Here is an 18525-nt window from a genome sequence, read left to right on the forward strand (position 1 = left end):
CATGTCGTTTCCCCTGCTGACAGCGACGGCGGTGCTCCCGGCCCTCGGGGCCGTGGCCACGGCCGCCGTACCGGCCCGGCGGCGCACCGCCGCCAAGTGGCTGGCGCTGCTCGTCTCGCTGGCCACGCTCGCCCTGGCGATCGTCGTCCTGGTCCGCTTCGACCCGGGCGGCGCGCGCTACCAGCTCACCGAGTCGCACGCCTGGATCAAGGACTTCGGGGTCCGCTACGACCTGGGCGTGGACGGCATCGCGGTGGCGCTGATCGCGCTGACCGCGCTGCTGATGCCGTTCATCGTGCTCGCGGGCTGGCACGACGCCGACCCGTTGGAGACCGGCAGCAAGCGGTGGCGGCCCACCCAGGGCTTCTTCGCGCTGATCCTGGCCGTCGAGGCGATGGTGATCATCTCCTTCGAGGCCACCGACGTCTTCGTCTTCTACATCTTCTTCGAAGCCATGCTCATCCCGATGTACTTCCTCATCGGCGGCTTCGGGGACCGTGCCCACGAGCACGGGGAGGTGGCGGCGTCCACGCAGCGGTCGTACGCGGCCGTGAAGTTCCTGCTCTACAACCTGGCCGGCGGTCTGATCATGCTGGCCGCGGTCATCGGGCTCTACGTGGTCGCCGGGAGCTTCAGCCTCCAGGAGATCGTGCAGGCCCGCGCCAACGGCTCGCTGCACATGGCGACGAGCACCGAGCGCTGGCTGTTCCTCGGCTTCTTCTTCGCCTTCGCGGTGAAGGCGCCGCTGTGGCCGCTGCACACCTGGCTGCCCAACGCCATGCAGGAGTCCACCGCCCCGGTCGCCGTCCTCATCACGGCGGTCGTCGACAAGGTGGGCACCTTCGCGATGCTCCGCTTCTGCCTCCAGCTCTTCCCGGAGGCGTCGAAGTGGGCGACGCCGGTCATCCTCGTCCTGGCCCTGATCAGCATCGTCTACGGCGCGCTGCTCGCGGTCGGACAGCGGGACATCAAGCGCCTGGTGGCGTACGCGTCGATCTCGCACTTCGGCTTCATCGTGCTCGGCATCTTCGCGATGACCAGCCAGGGCCAGTCCGGCGCGACGCTGTACATGGTCAACCACGGCATCTCGACGGCCGCGCTGATGCTGGTCGCCGGGTTCCTGATCTCCCGGCGCGGCTCGCGGCTCATCGCGGACTACGGCGGGGTGCAGAAGGTCGCCCCGGTGCTCGCGGGCACCTTCCTGATCGGCGGCCTGGCGACCCTGTCGCTGCCCGGACTCGCGCCGTTCGTCAGCGAGTTCCTGGTCCTGGTCGGCACGTTCGCGCGCTACCCGGTGATCGGGATCATCGCCACCCTCGGCATCGTCCTGGCCGCGCTGTACACGCTGGTGCTCTACCAGCGGACCATGACGGGGCCGGTGAAGCCCGAGGTCTCCGCGATGCCCGACCTCAGGGTGCGCGAGGTGCTGGTCGTGGCCCCGCTGATCGTGCTGCTGGTCTTCCTGGGCGTCTATCCCAAGCCCCTGACGGACATCGTCAACCCGGCGGTCAAGCAGACCCTGTCCGACGTACACGAGAAGGACCCCAAGCCCGCGGTGGAGGCGGCCAAGTGAGTGCGACAGCCGTCCACAGCCTGTGGACAATGGCGGCGGACCCGATTCCGAAGATCGAGGCGCCGAAGATCGAATACGGACAATTGTCCCCGACGCTCATCGTGTTCGGCGCCGCCCTGGTCGGGGTGCTGATCGAGGCGTTCGTCCCGCGCCGCTCGCGCTACTACGCCCAGGTGTTCGTCTCGGCCGTCGCGCTGTGCGCCGCCTTCGCGGCGGTCGTGGCGCTCGCGGCCGGGGGATACGGCACCACCAAGGCGCACGTCGCGGCCATGGGCGCGATCGCGGTCGACGGACCGGCCCTCTTCCTGGAGGGCACGATCCTGCTGGCCGGCCTGGTCGGCCTGTTCACCTTCGCGGAACGGCGCCTGGACCCCGTGGCGCACGGCAGCCGGGTCGACTCCTTCGCCGCGCAGGCGGCGGCGGTGCCGGGCGGCGAGGGCGAGAAGGCGGCCGTGAAGGCCGGGTTCACCACCACCGAGGTGTTCCCGCTGCTGCTCTTCGCGATCGCCGGGATGCTGGTCTTCCCCGCGGCCAACGACCTGCTGACGCTGTTCGTGGCCCTGGAGGTCCTCTCCCTGCCGCTGTACCTGCTGTGCGCGCTGGCCCGCCGCAAGCGGCTGCTGTCGCAGGAGGCCGCGGTCAAGTACTTCCTGCTCGGCGCCTTCGCCTCCGCGTTCACGCTGTTCGGCATCGCCCTGCTGTACGGCTACGCGGGCTCGGTGTCGTACACCCGCATCGCGCAGGTCGTCGACGGCACGGTCAGCGGGGTGGACCCGGCGCTCGCGGACACCATGGGCAACGACGCGCTGCTGCTGATCGGCATGGCGCTCCTGGTGATGGGCCTGCTGTTCAAGGTGGGCGCGGTGCCGTTCCACATGTGGACGCCCGACGTGTACCAGGGCGCGCCGACCCCGGTCACCGGCTTCATGGCGGCCGCGACCAAGGTCGCTGCGTTCGGCGCGCTGCTGCGGCTGCTCTACGTGGTCCTGCCGGGGCTGCGCTGGGACTGGCGGCCGGTGATGTGGGGCGTGGCCATCATCACGATGCTGGGCGGCGCGATCATCGCCATCACCCAGACCGACATCAAGCGCCTGCTCGCGTACTCGTCCGTCGCGCACGCGGGCTTCATCCTCGCGGGTGTGATCGCCACGTCGCAGAACGGCGTCTCGTCGGTCCTCTTCTACCTCGCCGGCTACTCCTTCGTGACGATCGGCGCCTTCGCGGTCGTCACCCTGGTCCGCGACGCGGGCGGCGAGGCCACCCACCTCTCCCAGTGGGCCGGGCTCGGCCGCCGTTCCCCCCTGGTGGCGGCGGTCTTCGCGGTCTTCCTCCTCGCCTTCGCCGGCATCCCGCTGACCAGCGGCTTCGCCGGAAAGTTCGCGGTCTTCCGCGCGGCGGCCGAGGGCGGCGCGGCCCCCCTGGTGGTCATCGGCGTCCTCTCCTCCGCCATCGCCGCCTTCTTCTACATCCGCGTGATCGTCCTGATGTTCTTCAGCGCCCCCAAACCGGACGGCCCCACGGTCGCCGTCCCCTCCCCGCTGACGACGACGGCGATCGCCATCGGCGTGGCGGTCACGGTGGTGCTGGGCGTGGCCCCGCAGTACTTCCTGACCTTGGCGAACCAGGCGAGCGTGTTCGTGCGCTGACACGACACCCGTTGCGCGCGACTGCCCGGTGCCCCTCGTGGGGTGCCGGGCAGTGGTGTGTGACCGGGTGAACCTGTGGATAACTTCCGGGGCTGTCGGCGCGGGCGCCTATGGTGGATGCGGTGGTCGGGACGCGGCGCACGGGGGACAGGCGATGAGTGGGACGGGCGGTATCGGTGGGATGGCAGTGGTGACGGAGGAGGCCGGGGCGGCCAGGAGCGAGGCGCTGGGCGCGCTGCACCGGGTCTTCGGGTACGAGGCGTTCCGGGGCGAGCAGGAAGCGATCATCGAGCATGTGGTGGCGGGCGGTGACGCGCTGGTGCTCATGCCGACCGGTGGCGGCAAGTCGCTGTGCTACCAGATCCCGGCGCTGGTCAGGCCGGGCACCGGTGTCGTGGTCTCGCCGCTGATCGCGCTCATGCAGGACCAGGTGGACGCGCTGCGCGCCCTCGGTGTGCGGGCCGGGTTCATCAACTCCACGCAGGACTTCGACCAGCGCCGCACGGTCGAGGCCGAGTTCCTCGCCGGCGAGCTGGACCTGCTCTACCTCGCCCCCGAGCGGCTGCGCGTGGAGGCCACGCTCGACCTGCTCTCCCGGGGCAAGATCTCCGTGTTCGCCATCGACGAGGCGCACTGTGTCTCCCAGTGGGGCCACGACTTCCGCCCGGACTACCTGAACCTCTCGCTGCTCGGCGAGCGCTGGCCGAACGTGCCCCGGATCGCCCTGACCGCCACGGCCACCCGGGCCACCCACGAGGAGATCACCCAGCGGCTGAACCTCCCCGAGGCCCGCCACTTCGTCGCCAGCTTCGACCGGCCCAACATCCAGTACCGGATCGTCCCCAAGGCCGACCCCAAGAAGCAGCTGCTCGCCTTCCTGCGCGAGGAGCACGCCGGTGACGCGGGCATCGTCTACTGCCTCTCGCGCAACTCCGTCGAGCGCACCGCCGAGTTCCTGACCGCGAACGGCGTCGCCGCGGTGCCGTACCACGCCGGCCTGGACGCGGCCACGCGCGCCGACCACCAGTCCCGCTTCCTGCGCGAGGACGGCCTGGTCGTCGTCGCCACCATCGCCTTCGGCATGGGCATCGACAAGCCGGACGTCCGCTTCGTCGCCCACCTCGACCTGCCCAAGTCCATCGAGGGCTACTACCAGGAGACCGGCCGCGCGGGCCGCGACGGACTGCCCTCCACCGCCTGGATGGCGTACGGCCTCAACGACGTGGTCCAGCAGCGCAAGCTGATCCAGTCCGGCGAGGGCGACGAGAACTTCCGCCGCCGCGCCGCCGCCCACCTCGACGCGATGCTCGCCCTGTGCGAGACAGCCCGCTGCCGGCGCGGCCAGCTCCTCGCCTACTTCGGCCAGGAGCCCGGCGCGGAGGCGTGCGGCAACTGCGACACCTGTCTGACCCCGCCGGAGACCTGGGACGGCACGGTCGCCGCGCAGAAGGTCCTCTCCACGGTGGTGCGGCTCCAGCGCGAGCGCGGCCAGAAGTTCGGCACCGTGCAGATCGTGGACATCCTGCTCGGCAAGCGCAGCGCCAAGGTGATCCAGTTCGACCACGACCAGCTCTCCGTCTTCGGTATCGGCGAGGACCTGAGCGAGGGCGAATGGCGGGGTGTCGTACGGCAGTTGCTGGCGCAGGGGCTGCTGGCGGTCGAGGGCGAGTACGGCACGCTGGTGCTCACCGAGGAGAGCGGCGCGGTGCTGCGGCGCGAGCGGGAGGTGCCGCTGCGCAAGGAGCCCAAGCGGCCCGCCGCCGCCCGTTCCGCCGGCGGCCGGGGCGAGCGCAAGGCCAAGGCGGCGGCCGCCGAGCTGCCCGCCGGACTGGTCCCCGTCTTCGAGGCCCTGCGCGCCTGGCGCGCCGAGCAGGCGAAGGAACAGGGCGTCCCGGCGTACGTCATCTTCCACGACGCCACCCTCCGCGAGATCGCCACCGCCCACCCGGCCTCGGTCCGTGAACTCGGCACGATCAGCGGGGTGGGCGAGAAGAAGCTCGCGACGTACGGGGAAGGGGTGCTCGCGGTGCTCAACGGGCAGCCGGCACCGGCGACTTCGGCCGCCGCCGAGCCTGCGGCAGCCGCCGCGCCCGCACGGTCCGCTGCCCCGGCTCGGTCCGCCGCACCCGCCCGGGCCGCCGAGCCCGCCGCGGCACCGGGTCACGACGACCTGTGGCCCGGCGACGACGAAGAGCCCTTCTGGGACTAGTGGTTCGCGCTCACGCCAGCGCCGTCAGCCCCGGGGCGAACGTGATCAGGAGGGGCAGCAGCGGGACCAGCGCGGCCACCGCCGTGGTCAGCGCGCGCTGCCTGCGCAGCAGCCGGGGCGGCGGCTGAAGGAGCCGGTCCACGCGCTCGCCGAGCAGCCGGCGGCTGGAGGCGCAGGAGAGCACGCCCCGGTGCTGGTTCAGCCTGATCAGGGCCAGCGCGGTGGTGAGGTGGCCGCAGCGCCGGGAGGCGGTGTCGTCGGCGGCGAGTTCCACCAGCCGGTGCGTCTGGTCGCGGAAGTGGGCGAAGAGCGGCACGCGCGGGAAGCCCGTCGCGAGCGCGCTCGACAGATGCAGCAGCCAGTCGTGGTGGGCGCGGGCGTGACCGCGTTCATGGGTGAGCACCGCGTCCAGCTGGTGGTCGGTGAGCCGGTGCAGCGCCCCGGTGGTCACGACCAGGCGGGCCGGATGGCCGGGCAGCCACCAGGCGTCCGGGTACTCGTCCTCCAGGACCAGCAGCGGACCGCGCCCCGAGGGCAGCCCGGCGGGCAGCTCCGGGGCCCGCTCGTCCAGATGCGCCCGGGTCACCCCGCGCCGCCGCCGCACCTCGGTCAGCTCGCGCGCCAGCATGGCCGTGGTCCAGGCGGCCCCCGACGCCAGCAGCACCGTGAGCACGGCGGCCCACGGCGGCGCGGCCGAGAGGTCGTACGCGGCGGTGACGGCCGGCGGCGCGGGCGCGAACACATGGTCGCGGACGGTGTGGAAGACGGCCGCCGCGCCCAGCACCAGCGCGGTCAGACAGCACAGCAGCACGGTCGCGACCAGGCACTGCCACACCCACAGCGCCACCACCGGCTCCCGGTCGGGCCAGGCGGCCCGGACGAGCGCGCGGGGCGCGGGCAGCGCGGCCGTCAGCGCGACGGCGCTCAGCAGGAGCAGGCAGACGGTCATGCCGGGGCTCCGGTTCCTGGTGGCCAAGGTGCGGGGCGGTGGTGCGTGTGACGCCAGTATGACGCGGGGAGGGCCGTCCGTCAGTCGTCCCGGGGGCCGAACGGGGAAGCGGTACGGCCCGGTTGGGACTTCCGCGCCGCCGTCCGGATCTCAGCCGGCCCGGCCGCCGTCATCGCGTCCGCGCAACTCCCCGCGCCACCGTCCCGGTCTCAGCCCACCCGGCCGCCGTCACCGCGCCCCGCCCGGCCGCCCTCACCGTGCCCCGCGCCACTCCCCTCACGGCCCCCCGACCGCCCTCACCGCGCCCCGCGCAACTCCCCCCACCGCCCCCGCGCTCAGCTCCCCACGACCCGCCCGCTCACCTCGCCCAGCCCCACCCGGGTCCCGTCCGCCCCCGGTGCCCACGCCGACAGCGTCACCACGTCGCCGTCCTCCAGGAACGCCCGCTTGCCGTCGGGGAGTTCGAGGGGGTCGCGGCCGTTCCAGGTCAGCTCCAGCAGGGAGCCCCGCTGGTTCTCGGCGGGCCCGCTCACCGTGCCGGAGGCGTAGAGGTCGCCCGTGCGGAGCGACGCGCCGTTGACCGTGAGGTGGGCGAGCTGCTGGGCGGCGGTCCAGTACATGGTGGAGAAGGGTGGCTCGGAGACGACCTGGCCGTTGACGGCGACGGAGATGCGGAGGTCGTAGCCGCCGGGCTCGACGGCGGGGACGGAGTCGTCCAGGTAGGGGAGCAGGGGGTGGGTCCGCTCCGGCGGCGACACGCGCGCGTGCTCCAGCGCCGCCAGCGGGGTGATCCACGCCGACACCGAGGTGGCGAAGGACTTGCCGAGGAAGGGGCCGAGGGGGACGTACTCCCAGGCCTGGATGTCGCGCGCGGACCAGTCGTTGAGGAGGCACAGCCCGAAGACGTGCTCGCGGAAGGCGGTCAGCGGGACGGAGGCGCCCTGCGCGGAGGGCGTGCCCACCACGAAGCCGACCTCCGCCTCGATGTCGAGCCGGACGGAGGGCCCGAAGACCGGCTCGGGGTCGCCGGGTCCCTTGCGCTGCCCGGAGGGGCGTACGACATCCGTGCCGGAGACCACGACCGTGCCCGCGCGGCCGTGGTAACCGATGGGCAGATGCTTCCAGTTGGGGGTGAGCGGGTCGGCGGCGTCGGGGCGGAAGATGCGGCCGACGTTGCGGGCGTGATTCTCCGAGGCGTAGAAGTCGACGTAATCGGCCACCTCGAAGGGGAGGTGGAGCCGGACGTCGGCCAGCGGGTGGAGGTGGGCCGCCACGGTGGCGGCGTGGGCGGGGTCCGTGGCCCAGGTGGTCAGCGCGTTCCGTACCCGCGACCAGGCCTCCGGTCCGGCGGCGAGCAGCGGGTTGAGCGTGGGCCGCGCGAGCAGGTCCGCGTCGGGGGAGCCGAGCGCCGTCGCGACCGCGCCCGCGTCGAGCACGCGGTCGCCGAGCCGGACCCCGACCCTCCGTTCGGCGCCGGCGGAGGGCGAGAACACGCCATAGGGAAGGTTGTGCGGGCCGAAGGGGTCGCCCTCGGGGACGTCGAAGGGGGGCATGGGTGCCGCCTCACTCTCATCCGAACCGTGCCTGGTGGGGCCATCCATAGGGCCATCCAAGTGGTCTGTATGGCCATCCATGTGGTCGGCCCACACGTTACGGCCGGGACGGCTGTCTTGGCAGCACTGTGCAGCGCGTTGACGAGCGGATTGACGAGCGTTTGACGACCGGATCGGCGCGCGGTTCCGTGGCCGTTTCGGACGGCCGCCATGGAGTTGTCCGCCCCATGGCTAAAGAGTTCGCAATGTCCGAATAGCTCTTGTCGGAGGGAAGTGTTCCGGCTTAGCGTCCTTGGGGGACACGGGCGGGGTGGGTCCGGTCCAAAGGGGGGACACGTGGGGGGACGACCCGTGGCCGGAAGCCGCGCGCCGGTCCAGGCGGACCGTGAAGTGCCAGGTCTCATAGTCAAGTTCGGCGGCTATCCGCTGCATCACGGCGGGGTCGGCGCGATCCGCAGCCTCGGCAGGCTCGGCGTGCCGATGTACGCGATCACCGAGGACGCGTACACGCCGGCCGCCGCTTCCCGTTATCTGAAGCGGGCCTTCGTCTGGCCGACGACGGGGGCCGAGGAACCGGAGCACCTGGTCGAGGGGCTGTTACGGATTGGCCGCCGGATCGGGCGGCCCACGGTCCTGATCCCGACCGACGAGGAGGCGGCCGTCCTCATCGCGGAGCACCAGGAGGCGCTGGCCGGGCCGTTCCTCTTCCCGCGCGTGGAGGCCGCGCTGCCCCGCCGCCTTGCCAGCAAGCAGGGGCTGCACGAGCTGTGCCAGGAGCACGGGATCGCGACCCCGGTGACGGTGTTCCCGCGCTCGTACGCCGAGATAGCGGAGTTCGCGGAGCGGGCGCGCTTCCCGGTGGTGGCCAAGAACCGCGAGGCGTTCGTACGGCGCAGCCGGCCCGCCGTGGGCGGCACGACCCGGATCGCCACCCGCGCCGGCCTGCTCGACCTCGCCCGCGACTGGGGTGAGGACCCCGGCGTCATCCTCCAGGAGTATCTGCCGAGGGAGTCCGCCGAGGACTGGATCGTGCACGGCTGCTTCGACGCCGACGCGGGTCCGCTCGCGCTGTTCACCGGGGTCAAGGTGCGCTCCTGGCCGCCGCACGCGGGGATGACGGCGCACGCGTACGTCGTGGACAATCCCGAACTCGCCGACCTCGCCGCGCGGTTCATCAAGGAGATCGGCTTCAGCGGGGTCATCGACCTGGACCTGCGCTTCGACCGGCGCGACGGGCGCTACAAGCTCCTGGACTTCAACCCCCGGATGGGCGCGCAGTTCCGGCTCTTCGAGAGCGAGTCCGGCATCGACGTCGTACGCGCCCTGCATCTGAACCTCACCGGGCGGCCCGTCCCCGAGGGCGCGCAGCGCTCCGGGAACCGGTACGTGGTGGAGAACATCGACCTGCCCGCGCTCCTCGCCTACCGCCGCAGCGGCTACACCACGCCGCACGCCCCCGCGCGGGCGAGCGGCACCGAGCTGGCGTGGCTCGCGGCGGACGACCCGATGCCGTTCCTCACCATGATGGCCCGGTTCGTGCGGCCGGGCGCGAAGCACCTGTACGGGCTGTGGCGGACCAACCGGCGCGGCGGCACCGCCTGATCCACGAAGCGGCGACACCGCCCGATCCGTGAAGCGGCGGCACCATCTGATCCACGAAACGGCGGCGGCACCGCCCGCTCCGTGAAGCGGTGACGCGAAGAGGCAAGGCGCGACGGCAAGGCGAAGCGGCACAGCCACGAGGGTGGCGCGAGCGTGTCCTGGGAGGGACTTCGTGATTCGACCGGTTGCAGTCGTCGGGGCGGGGCCGTTCGGCCTGTCCACCGCGGCCCATCTGCGGGCGCGGGGGCTGCCCGTCCGCGTCTTCGGCGACCCCATGGTCAGCTGGCGCGACCACATGCCCGAGGGGATGCTGCTGAAGTCGACGCCCGCCGCCTCCAGCATGGACTGCCCGCAGCCGGGGCACACCCTCGCGGACTACTGTGACGCGGCGGGTGTGCGGCGGCTGGTCACCGACGAGGACATCATCCCGGTGGAGACCTTCATCGCGTACGGGGAGTGGTACCAGCGCAAGCTGGTGCCCGGCCTGGAGCAGGTCCGGGTGGTGTCCGTCGAGCGGGCGCGGGGGAGCGAGGGCTTCGACCTGAAGCTGGACTCGGGGGAGGCGTTCCAGGCGCGCGCGGTGGTGGTGGCGACCGGGCTCTCGGGGCTCGCCCATCTGCCGCCCGAGCTGGCGGGCCCGGCGTCCGCAGGGCTCGGCCCGACCGCCCCCGTCTCGCATGTCTACGAGCACCACGACCTGGGCCGCTTCTCGGGCAAGGAGCTGATCGTCGTCGGCGCGGGGCAGTCCGCGCTGGAGACGGCCGCGCTGGCCGCCGAGGCGGGCGCGCGGGTACGGGTCGTCTCGCGCGGCCGGGGCCGGGTGGCCTTCGGCGCGCCGCCCTGGGAGCAGCCCCGCTTCCGGCCGGAGTCGCCGTTCGGCCGCGCCTGGTCCCTGTGGGCGCTCAGCTACCACGCCGACCCCTACCGCTTCCTGCCCGAACCCGTCCGCCACTCCCTCGTCCGCCGGGTCCTCGGCCCGCTCGGCGCGTGGTGGCTGCGCGACCGCTTCGAGGGAAAGGTGCAGGTGCAGGAGGTCGAACGGGTCCTGTCCGCCGACGTGTCGGACGGCGCCCCCGTCCTGCGGGTCCGCACCCACGGCGGCCGCACCGAACACCTCACCGCCGACCACGTCATCGCCGCCACCGGCTACCGCGTCGACGTCTCCGCGATGGACTTCCTCAGCCCCACCCTCCGCACCCGCCTCACCACCACCCGAGGCACCCCCCGCCTCGGCCCCGGCTACCTCTCCTCCATCCCCGGCCTCTACTTCACCGGCCTCCCCGCCGCCTCCTCCTACGGCCCCATCATGCGCTTCGTCTGCGGCACCCAATTCGCGTCCCCCCGCCTGGCGAAACACTTGGCCGCGGCACACGGGTGAGGCGCGCGGGGTGGAAGCCCTGCTGGGCTGCCCCTCGGCGGGGCCACGCACGCTGTCATCCCGGTGCCGTGTTGTCCTCGCTGGCGGGACCGCCCGGCACGCGGCCGGGCGGCGATGTCGTCAGGCATCGCCTTGTCCCTGCCGCGCTTCGCACGGCACCCGGAACCGTGTCACCGCCTGTCGGTCGATCGTGCAGCTGCTCCGGCTGTCAGACCTGAGGCTGTACCGTCTTCAACATCTTCAAGGCAATGCTGATCTCTTCGACCGCACTTGCGCGATCGTCATCCAGCTCGTGGAAGTGCATCGTCATATTCCGGATCGCCCTCACCCGGTCCATCCGTTCGGCAAAGCTCTGCTGCGGGAACTGCCAACCTGTTGCCTCCCACACGTCAGGGCGCTTCAGCAAGTTGACGTAGTCGATGAAGTTCATGCCACTAGTCGCGAGTTTCTGGATCTTCGCGGGGTCGCCCGGCAGCCCGTATTCCCCGGTCGTCTCTTTTATTCGACGCAGCGCGGCGGCCAGAGCCCGCCGCAGCCGACGCTCCAGTTCCTCCAGAAGCGCGTAGGGGCGCAGTTCCTGCTCAAACCGGTGCGCCAGGTCATGCCCCGTCACAATGCCCGACAGGGTCCCGTCCGGATTCACCACGAACACGCACCCGTGGTCCGCTACGTCGGCCAGGCAGTCCACCATCGGCTCGTCGGTCCTTACTGCCCGGACCTTCAAGATGGCAGCGTCCTTGACAACCGCATTCGCGGGACGGTTCGTCGCCCCGATCTCCCGCCAGGTGATGGAGCCCCGGAGATGCCCGTCATCGTCCAGGACAGGGAGCTGGTCGAACGAGTGCTCCGACATCAACTCCACGGCCCGCGTGAGCGGATCGGACAGACGGACCGACTTCAGCTCGCTGCGCGCTGACGGCAGCCGCCCCACGGTGACAACTACAGGCGCTGCCGACGGAGCCTCTGCCTCCTCGCCGTCCTGTTCCTCCTCACTGTCGTCCTCTGCCTCTGTCGCCTCGTCAGCCGGCGTGTCTTGGATGTCGAGGATTTCCGGTCCTGGATCGTCAGGCTCTACGTTCTCGAGCTCCAGGGTGCCTGTCTCTTGTCCCAGAGACTGCCGCTCGGCTTCCGGTGCCTGCCCGATGGGGATGACGCGGATGGTGCGATCGATCGGGACTTCGGTGAACGGCGGAACTGTGGAGAGGCCGAACTCCGCAAGGTCTTTCCGGATGGCCGTGACGGCTTTGGACGAGCGGCTCACGACGTCCCAGATGCTCAGGAAGTCGCGCAAGGTGAGTTCGATAGTCCGACCCTTGGGTGCTTCAGCAACCTTCTCGGCCAAGGCGGCAGCGCCGTCCAGGAGTCGGAGGTCCTTGGGCGCATCGGGATTGCCTGGGTCCGGCTTGCCGTCAGCCAGCGCCGCGAGCCTGGACACCGCATCGAAACGGCGCAATTCGCTCACGGTGAGGAGTGATCCCAGCGTGGCTCGCAAGTCTGCTCGAATCTCGGAGCGGGGCACGTCTTTTCGGTTCCACTTGACGCTGCGGACGTGCCGGAAGCCTGGCGCTGCATCAGCCCGGTACTGGTATTCCCCAGTGACATACCCGATGGCGAATTTGCCGTCCTTCAGTGGGAGGACCACGAGGTCACCGGGCGTCAGGGCGGATCGAAAACGCCAGAGCTGACCCTGCCAGTTGCTGAGGACACGGGGGCTCTCGCGGGGATATGCCTTGGCTATCTCGGCCCGGAGGCCTTCCCAGGACACGCAATGCGTGAGGTCACCGAGTTCCGGCCAGCCCGCGATCGTGAGGCCTTCACCGAGTGAGGCATCCTCTCGTTCACCGTCGGCGCCGGCGCGAACCATCCAGGCCCTTACCACGTCATCCCCCAAGAAGCTGTCGATGCCGATTGCTCGTGCGATTATCGGTGGGCGTTGCCTGGGCGGTCAAAGGGGATCCGGGAGCGGCCTTGAAATTCACTTCATCGCCTGGCGCACGCCAGGGCTGCTTTCAATTGGTGGTCAGTCTCGTCATCCAGGCGTCGAGTGCCTGCGACAACCGGGGCTCCCTCTGCGTGTTGGGTGAGGTTCGGACTTCGCTCGGGGGCGCTGTCGGAGGTCGAGCTGCGGCGCAGCTGGTGTGCGCTTCTTGGGTTGGCGGCGAGCAGTTGACGCCACGGATACGACTCTCAGTATGGGAGCGCATCTGGATCCGTGACCACCCGTAGCTGCGATGGCCCCAGCAACGGACAGATATTGACTGTTGTCCAGCTGTCAGACCCCGTCCTTACGCTTTCCCCGTACACGCGGTCCGAGGTAAGGAGCGGTTCATGGCTAGACAGTTGACGTATGACCAGCGACTCGTTCTGATCAACAAGTGGAAGAGCCCGCCGGGTCCTTCTGAAAAGCGTCGGCTGGAGCGAGCCGAACGCATGGTGAGGGCCGCGGTGAGTCAGCACGAGCCGTTCCAGGCACTCGACATCACGGTCGCGGCGAAGGGTTCGTACCCCAACAAGACCAACGTTCGCGGTGACAGCGACGTTGACATCATGGTGAAGCTCAACGACCCCATCCACACCGACGGCGTGGCGGAATGGTGGTTTGGCCAGCCCGCCAGGTACCGGGGGCCGTGGACTAAGGCCGCGCTCCGTGAGCAGGTCCACGCGGCACTCACCAACCACTTCGGGTGGGTGGATGCGGACCACAACCTCGCCTTCTACGTCCCGGAGGTCGTCGGCAGTCGCCCCAGTATCGACGTCGTGCCGTGCTTCAAGTGGGTGAAGTACGACTCCACGGTGCCCGGAGGTGAGTACGTGGGGAGCGTCGTCTATGGACGTGACGGCAAGAAGGTCATCAACTGGCCCGAGCTCCAGCTGGCCAATGGCCGCACCAAGAACGACAACACCAACCAGCGCTACAAGTTCGTGGTGCGGGTCCTGAAGAACGTGGAGAACGACCTCGCGGCCGAGGGCGTGATCAAGGCGTTGCCCTCGTACTTCTCCGAGTGTCTGATCTACAACGTGTCGGACCATGTCCTCCTCGCCGGCGATCTCGATGCCGCGGTCCGTGCGAGCTTGCGGGAGGTCTATCGGCAGATCACGTCCTTCTTCGGTCCTCAGCGCATGCGGGAGCCGAACGGGATGAAGAAGGTGTTCGGCGAAGGTCAGAAGTGGAGCGAGAAGGACGCACGAGCACTGATCGAAAATGCTTTGCACTACCTTGGATACGAGGAGTGACGATGAGTACCGCCACCACCATGCGCGCAGGCGCCACGATCGCGGCCACTCTGTACACAGTCGTCCTGATCCTGCTGGGCCTGTACCCGTCGCAGTTCCGGTACCTGTTCGCCTATATACCGGCCGCTGTCGGATACAGCGTCATCGTCTTCGACAAGTGGGCCTGGCGCTGGCCCATCGTTCACCGCTTCACCGGTCGCCCCTGGGTCGCCGGCACCTGGCGCGTGGTGCTGTCCCCGAGTCCGGGCAGCCGAATACCCGTGGGGGGAAACCGGGGCCCGATCGTCACCTACATGACGGTCGAGCAGACTTTCTGGAGCCTGCACGCCACGCTTCGCACGAGGGAGAGCACCTCGCGGTCGAGCAACGCCACCATCGGCTCACCCGAAATCTCCAGTACTGCTGAAATCGGGTTCCTGTACGACAACACGCCCCGAGCGGAGCACCAGCACCGAAGCCCCCGGCACGAAGGAGCATGCCGGATCTCCGTCACGGGGCTGACCCCCCGGGCGGCTGCCGGACACTACTACACCAGCCGGTTCACCGCCGGCGACATGGACTTCACCCTGATCAACCGCTCCACCGACTACAGCACCTTTACCGAAGCCCAGTCTGCCGACCCGGAGCACACCACTCTTTGACCACAGCCACCGTCGCCGCCGGCCGGGCAGAGTGCGGGAGGGCGGCCCGGCGGCCAGGGTGCGTCTCGGCCCACGGACCGTGGCTCTCCCCGCACGCTGCAGGTGCTCCCGTTCGGGTGGCCGCGCCCCACGGTCACACGTGACCGCGTACCGGGAACCGCCCGTGGCGTCCACCGGCAGCCCGGTCGCATCCCGCGCCGCCCGAGTGTGGCCCCCAGGTTCGCCTCCCGGTCGCATCTCGGCAATCCCCGACCAGCCCCTCCGCTCAGCCGCCTCTGACAAGCCGGGCGGGGTCAACTCCCTTACCCCGCCGATGAGTCGGAGACCACCCCCATCCGTATTCTCTGATCATGGCCGCACCCCCCGCCCCCGCACTGATCGCCACCGACCTGGACGGGACGCTGTTGCGCGGTGATGACACGGTTTCCGTGCGGTCGCGGGCGGCGCTCGCGGGGGCTGTGAGAGAAGGGGCTCGGCATCTGGTGGTGACCGGGCGGCCGGTGCCGAGGGTGCGGGGGTTGTTGGAGTCGCTGGGGGCGGGCGGGCTCGCGGTGTGCGGGCAGGGGGCGCAGGTGTACGACGCGGGGAGCGGGAGCCTGCTGTGGTCCGTGCGGCTGGACCGGGAGCTGGCCGAGACCGCGCTCGGGAAGATCGAGGCCGAGGTCGGGCAGGTGTACGCCGCGGTCGACCAGGACGGGGTGGACGGGCTCACGCTCATCGAGCCGGGCTACCGGATGCCCCACCCCACCCTGCCCGCCGTACGGGTGGACCGGCGTGACGACCTCTGGCGCGCGCCCATCAGCAAGGTGCTGCTGCGCCACCCCGACCTGTCCGACGACGAGCTGACCGAGACCGCCCGCTCGGTCGTCGGCTCGCTGGCCACGGTCACCATGTCGGGACCCGGCACCGTGGAGCTCCAGCCGTGCGGCATCACCAAGGCCACCGGACTCGCCCTGGCCGCCGAGCACCTGGGCCTCGGCCGCGCGGACACGATCGCCTTCGGCGACATGCCGAACGACATCCCCATGTTCCAGTGGGCCGCCCACGGCGTCGCCATGGCCAACGCCCACCGCGAACTGCGCGCGGTCGCGGACGAGATCACCCTCTCCAACGAGGACGACGGCGTCGCGGTCGTGCTGGAGAGGGTGTACGGCGTCCGGCAGGACGACGGGCGGGGCGCCCGTAGGTGAATCCCCTACGGGCGCCCCGCCCCGGAAACGTTCCCCTACGGCCTAGTACGGGCCGTTGACGTTGTCGATCGAGCCGTAGCGGTGCCAGGCGTAGTTGCAGGCCGCCGTGATGTTCGCGACCGGGTCGTACGGGTCGAGGGAGGTGCCCGCCACGTGGTACGCCGTGAAGGTCGGGTCGATGACCTGGAGCAGACCCTTGGACGGCGTGCCGTTGACGGCGTTGATGTCCCAGTTGTTGATGGCGCGCGGGTTGCCGGAGGACTCCCGCATCACGTTGCGGTAGATGCCGTTGTAGGTACCCGGGATGCCCTTCTGGCCCATGATCGCGAGGGACTCGCGGATCCAGCCGTCGAGGTTGTTCGCGTACCCGGCCGGCGTGGTCACGGCCGCCGGAGCGGCGGCGGGCGCGACGGCGGGGGCGGCGGAGGCGCTGGTGGCGCCGATGAACGGGATCGCGAGCACGGCGGCACCGGTACCGGTGACGGCGAGCGTACGGAAGACGCGCTGGGCGCGGGCACGGCGCGGCTGAGCGGCAGCAGACATGACACGTTCCTCTCCGGCGCCTGCGAGGTGAGCTGTCGGGTTCGGGCGGGGAGGTGCCCGGCCGCTCACATCCGTGTCCGTGGGACACGAACGCTCCGTGCCCGATGGACACGAAGTCGCGGCTTCACCCCGAGCCGTTGCCGGGTCGACGCGCGTCAGTCAACGCGCGTCGACCCGTCCCGGCGGCCTACCTGGTTCCCCCGCTCCTGCCGTGCGAAATGAGTTCGTCGAGTGGGTGTGTCGGGCCCGGCAGGATTCGGCGTCGCCCGACGGGCCGGAACGTATGCGAGAGCACATGTCGGGAACAAGTGCCGGATTCACACAAAGCAATGGTTGATCTTGACTTGTCCCGATTGGGATACTTGATCCTTTGCGTCCGCCCGCGCTCAACTGGCCCATGGAGCAAGGTGAACGGGGTACTTGGGACCTGTCGGCCGCCCCGGGGTGTCTGGTGACCCAACTCACGAAACCGCAAAATACGCAAAGTCAGACATGAGCGATTAGGTGGATTTGATCCGTCTGTGGGTATTAGGGAGTGTCGGTCCGGTCGGATGCGGAACCTCTGGGGTGGTCCCGTTCGTTGGAGAGACGACCCCCTCCGCATGGGGGCCGGACGGACGTCCGCCCGGCGCGCCGAGCTCCGGCAGCAGGCACATCGTCCTGTTAAGTCGATGAATGTCCGTCCATGTACGCCAAAGAAGAAGACGACCGCTGTGACCCGATACCTCCCGTGCTGGGCGGTGGGTGATGGCGGTGATGGAAACGCGACCGGATACGCTGATCCGAGTGATGGCAGCGACCTATCGACAAACCGTGTAGTCGCCAGCAGACACCAGCAGACAGGAGACCCCTCGTGACCGTCGGCGAGCCGTTCGGGCTGAGCGTGCGGGACCAGGCACTGGAAGCCGATGTCCAGGCCGGATTGACGGCTGTCGAGGAGGGCCTGCTAGAGGCCACCAAGAGCGAGGTCCCCTTCATCACCGGCGCCGCGCAGCACCTCGTGCGGGCCGGCGGCAAGCGGTTCCGTCCCCTGCTCGTGCTCCTCGCCGCCCAGTTCGGCGACAAGTACGCGCCGGGCATCGTCCCCTCCGCCGTCGTCGTGGAGCTGACCCACCTCGCGACGCTCTACCACGACGACGTGATGGACGAGGCCGCCGTGCGCCGGGGCGTGGACAGCGCCAACACCCGCTGGGGCAACTCGGTCGCGGTCCTCACCGGAGACTTCCTCTTCGCCCGCGCGACGCAGATACTGGCCGACCTCGGCCCGGAGGCCGTCCGCGTCCAGGCCCTCGCCTTCGAGCGGCTGGTCACGGGCCAGATAATGGAGACCGCGGGTCCCATGGACGGCCGCGACCCGGTCGAGCACTATCTGGACGTGCTCTCCGGCAAGACGGGTTCCCTGGTCGCCGTCTCGTGCCGGTTCGGCGCGATGATGTCCGGCGCCGACGAGACCGTGGTGGACGTGCTCACCCAGTACGGAGAGCGGCTCGGCGTCGCCTTCCAGCTGTGCGACGACGTCCTCGACATCGCCTCCGACACCCGGGAGTCCGGCAAGACCCCGGGCACCGACCTGCGCGAGGGCATCCCCACCATGCCCGTGCTCCGGCTGCGCGAGCGCGCCGCCCGGCTCGGGGACGCGGACGACATCGCGCTGTGCGAGCTGCTCGACTCCGACCTCACCGACGACGCCCGGCACGCCGAGGCGCTGGCCGCGCTCCGTACGCACCCGGCCCTGGAGCAGGCCCGCCGCGACGCCGTGCGGTACGCGGAGGAGGCCCGCGCCGCGCTGGCCCCCCTCAAGGAGTGCACCGCCAAGGCGGCCCTGCTCGAACTGTGCGACGCGGTGGTGCACCGCACCGGCTGACCGGGCAGACGTGATGCGAGGGGCGGTGCCGCCCGCGCGACCCCTACGGGTCGGGTGGTGGGCACCGCCCCTCGCGTCATACCGCAGGTGTACGCCGAGTTGGCTCCGTGGACTGACGTGTTCACGCGGCTGATTTGGTCTGA

13 protein-coding genes and 1 riboswitch are annotated in these 18525 nt (G+C 70.4%); of the genes, 9 read left to right on the top strand and 4 right to left on the bottom strand.

Going from position 1 to position 18525, the window contains the following annotated elements; genetic code table 11:
* Nucleotide 1 precedes the first annotated feature (1 nt).
* From AB0898_RS23170 to recQ, 3 genes are all read left to right on the top strand, one after another.
* Nucleotides 2-1573, top strand: coding sequence for an NADH-quinone oxidoreductase subunit M (locus tag AB0898_RS23170; protein WP_366804875.1), 1572 nt, complete (start codon nt 2-4; stop codon nt 1571-1573).
* The gene (gene nuoN, locus AB0898_RS23175) at nt 1570-3219 is read left to right on the top strand and encodes an NADH-quinone oxidoreductase subunit NuoN (RefSeq protein ID WP_366804876.1); all 1650 of its coding nucleotides are present in this window, start codon (nt 1570-1572) and stop codon (nt 3217-3219) included. The genes AB0898_RS23170 and nuoN overlap by 4 nt, the downstream gene beginning before the upstream one ends.
* 154 nt (nt 3220-3373) lie before the next feature.
* On the top strand, nt 3374-5428 hold the full coding sequence (gene recQ / locus AB0898_RS23180) for a DNA helicase RecQ (RefSeq protein WP_366804878.1): 2055 nt from the start codon (nt 3374-3376) through the stop codon (nt 5426-5428).
* Nucleotides 5429-5438: 10 nt separating this feature from the next.
* On the opposite strand, the gene AB0898_RS23185 is transcribed toward recQ, so the two are convergent.
* Both AB0898_RS23185 and fahA read right to left on the bottom strand, forming a co-directional pair.
* A complete protein-coding gene (locus AB0898_RS23185) occupies nt 5439-6377 on the bottom strand; it encodes a M56 family metallopeptidase (protein ID WP_366804879.1) in 939 nt (312 codons plus the stop codon).
* A 335-nt stretch (nt 6378-6712) separates the two neighbouring features.
* On the bottom strand, nt 6713-7930 hold the full coding sequence (fahA, locus tag AB0898_RS23190) for a fumarylacetoacetase (protein ID WP_366804880.1): 1218 nt from the start codon (nt 7928-7930) through the stop codon (nt 6713-6715).
* 351 nt (nt 7931-8281) lie between these two features.
* Between fahA and AB0898_RS23195 the strand changes: the two genes are divergently transcribed.
* Nucleotides 8282-9532 carry an ATP-grasp domain-containing protein gene (locus tag AB0898_RS23195; protein WP_366804931.1) on the top strand — a complete coding sequence of 417 codons (1251 nt, stop codon included), beginning with the start codon at nt 8282-8284 and terminating at the stop codon, nt 9530-9532.
* A 172-nt stretch (nt 9533-9704) separates the two neighbouring features.
* Nucleotides 9705-10910, top strand: a complete 1206-nt coding sequence (locus tag AB0898_RS23200) for an FAD-dependent oxidoreductase (RefSeq protein ID WP_366804881.1) — start codon at nt 9705-9707, stop codon at nt 10908-10910.
* A gap of 208 nt (nt 10911-11118) precedes the next feature.
* Here AB0898_RS23200 and AB0898_RS23205 read toward each other — a convergent pair whose 3' ends face one another.
* Complete coding sequence (locus AB0898_RS23205) at nt 11119-12801, bottom strand: CBS domain-containing protein (RefSeq protein ID WP_366804882.1); 1683 nt, start codon at nt 12799-12801, stop codon at nt 11119-11121.
* Between the two features lie 437 nt (nt 12802-13238).
* On the opposite strand from AB0898_RS23205, the gene AB0898_RS23210 reads away from it, so the two are divergent.
* From AB0898_RS23210 to AB0898_RS23220, 3 genes are all read left to right on the top strand, one after another.
* Entirely contained in the window at nt 13239-14144 is a 906-nt protein-coding gene (locus AB0898_RS23210) for a nucleotidyltransferase (RefSeq protein WP_366804883.1), read from the top strand.
* Nucleotides 14145-14146: 2 nt separating this feature from the next.
* Nucleotides 14147-14785: a hypothetical protein gene (locus AB0898_RS23215; RefSeq protein WP_366804884.1), complete on the top strand. Its 639-nt coding sequence runs from the start codon at nt 14147-14149 to the stop codon at nt 14783-14785.
* A 350-nt stretch (nt 14786-15135) separates the two neighbouring features.
* Nucleotides 15136-15975: an HAD family hydrolase gene (locus AB0898_RS23220; protein ID WP_366804885.1), complete on the top strand. Its 840-nt coding sequence runs from the start codon at nt 15136-15138 to the stop codon at nt 15973-15975.
* A 42-nt stretch (nt 15976-16017) separates the two neighbouring features.
* On the opposite strand, the gene AB0898_RS23225 is transcribed toward AB0898_RS23220, so the two are convergent.
* Nucleotides 16018-16518 (bottom strand): transglycosylase SLT domain-containing protein, encoded by a 501-nt coding sequence (locus AB0898_RS23225; RefSeq protein ID WP_366804886.1) that lies wholly within the window; start codon nt 16516-16518, stop codon nt 16018-16020.
* Between the two features lie 2 nt (nt 16519-16520).
* A riboswitch (cyclic di-AMP (ydaO/yuaA leader) is annotated at nt 16521-16758 on the bottom strand.
* A gap of 613 nt (nt 16759-17371) precedes the next feature.
* Here AB0898_RS23225 and AB0898_RS23230 point away from each other — a divergent pair.
* Nucleotides 17372-18382 (top strand): polyprenyl synthetase family protein, encoded by a 1011-nt coding sequence (locus tag AB0898_RS23230; protein ID WP_366804887.1) that lies wholly within the window; start codon nt 17372-17374, stop codon nt 18380-18382.
* Nucleotides 18383-18525: the final 143 nt, after the last annotated feature.

The sequence above is a fragment of the Streptomyces sp. NPDC005435 genome (assembly GCF_040703155.1).
Lineage (GTDB): Bacteria > Actinomycetota > Actinomycetes > Streptomycetales > Streptomycetaceae > Streptomyces.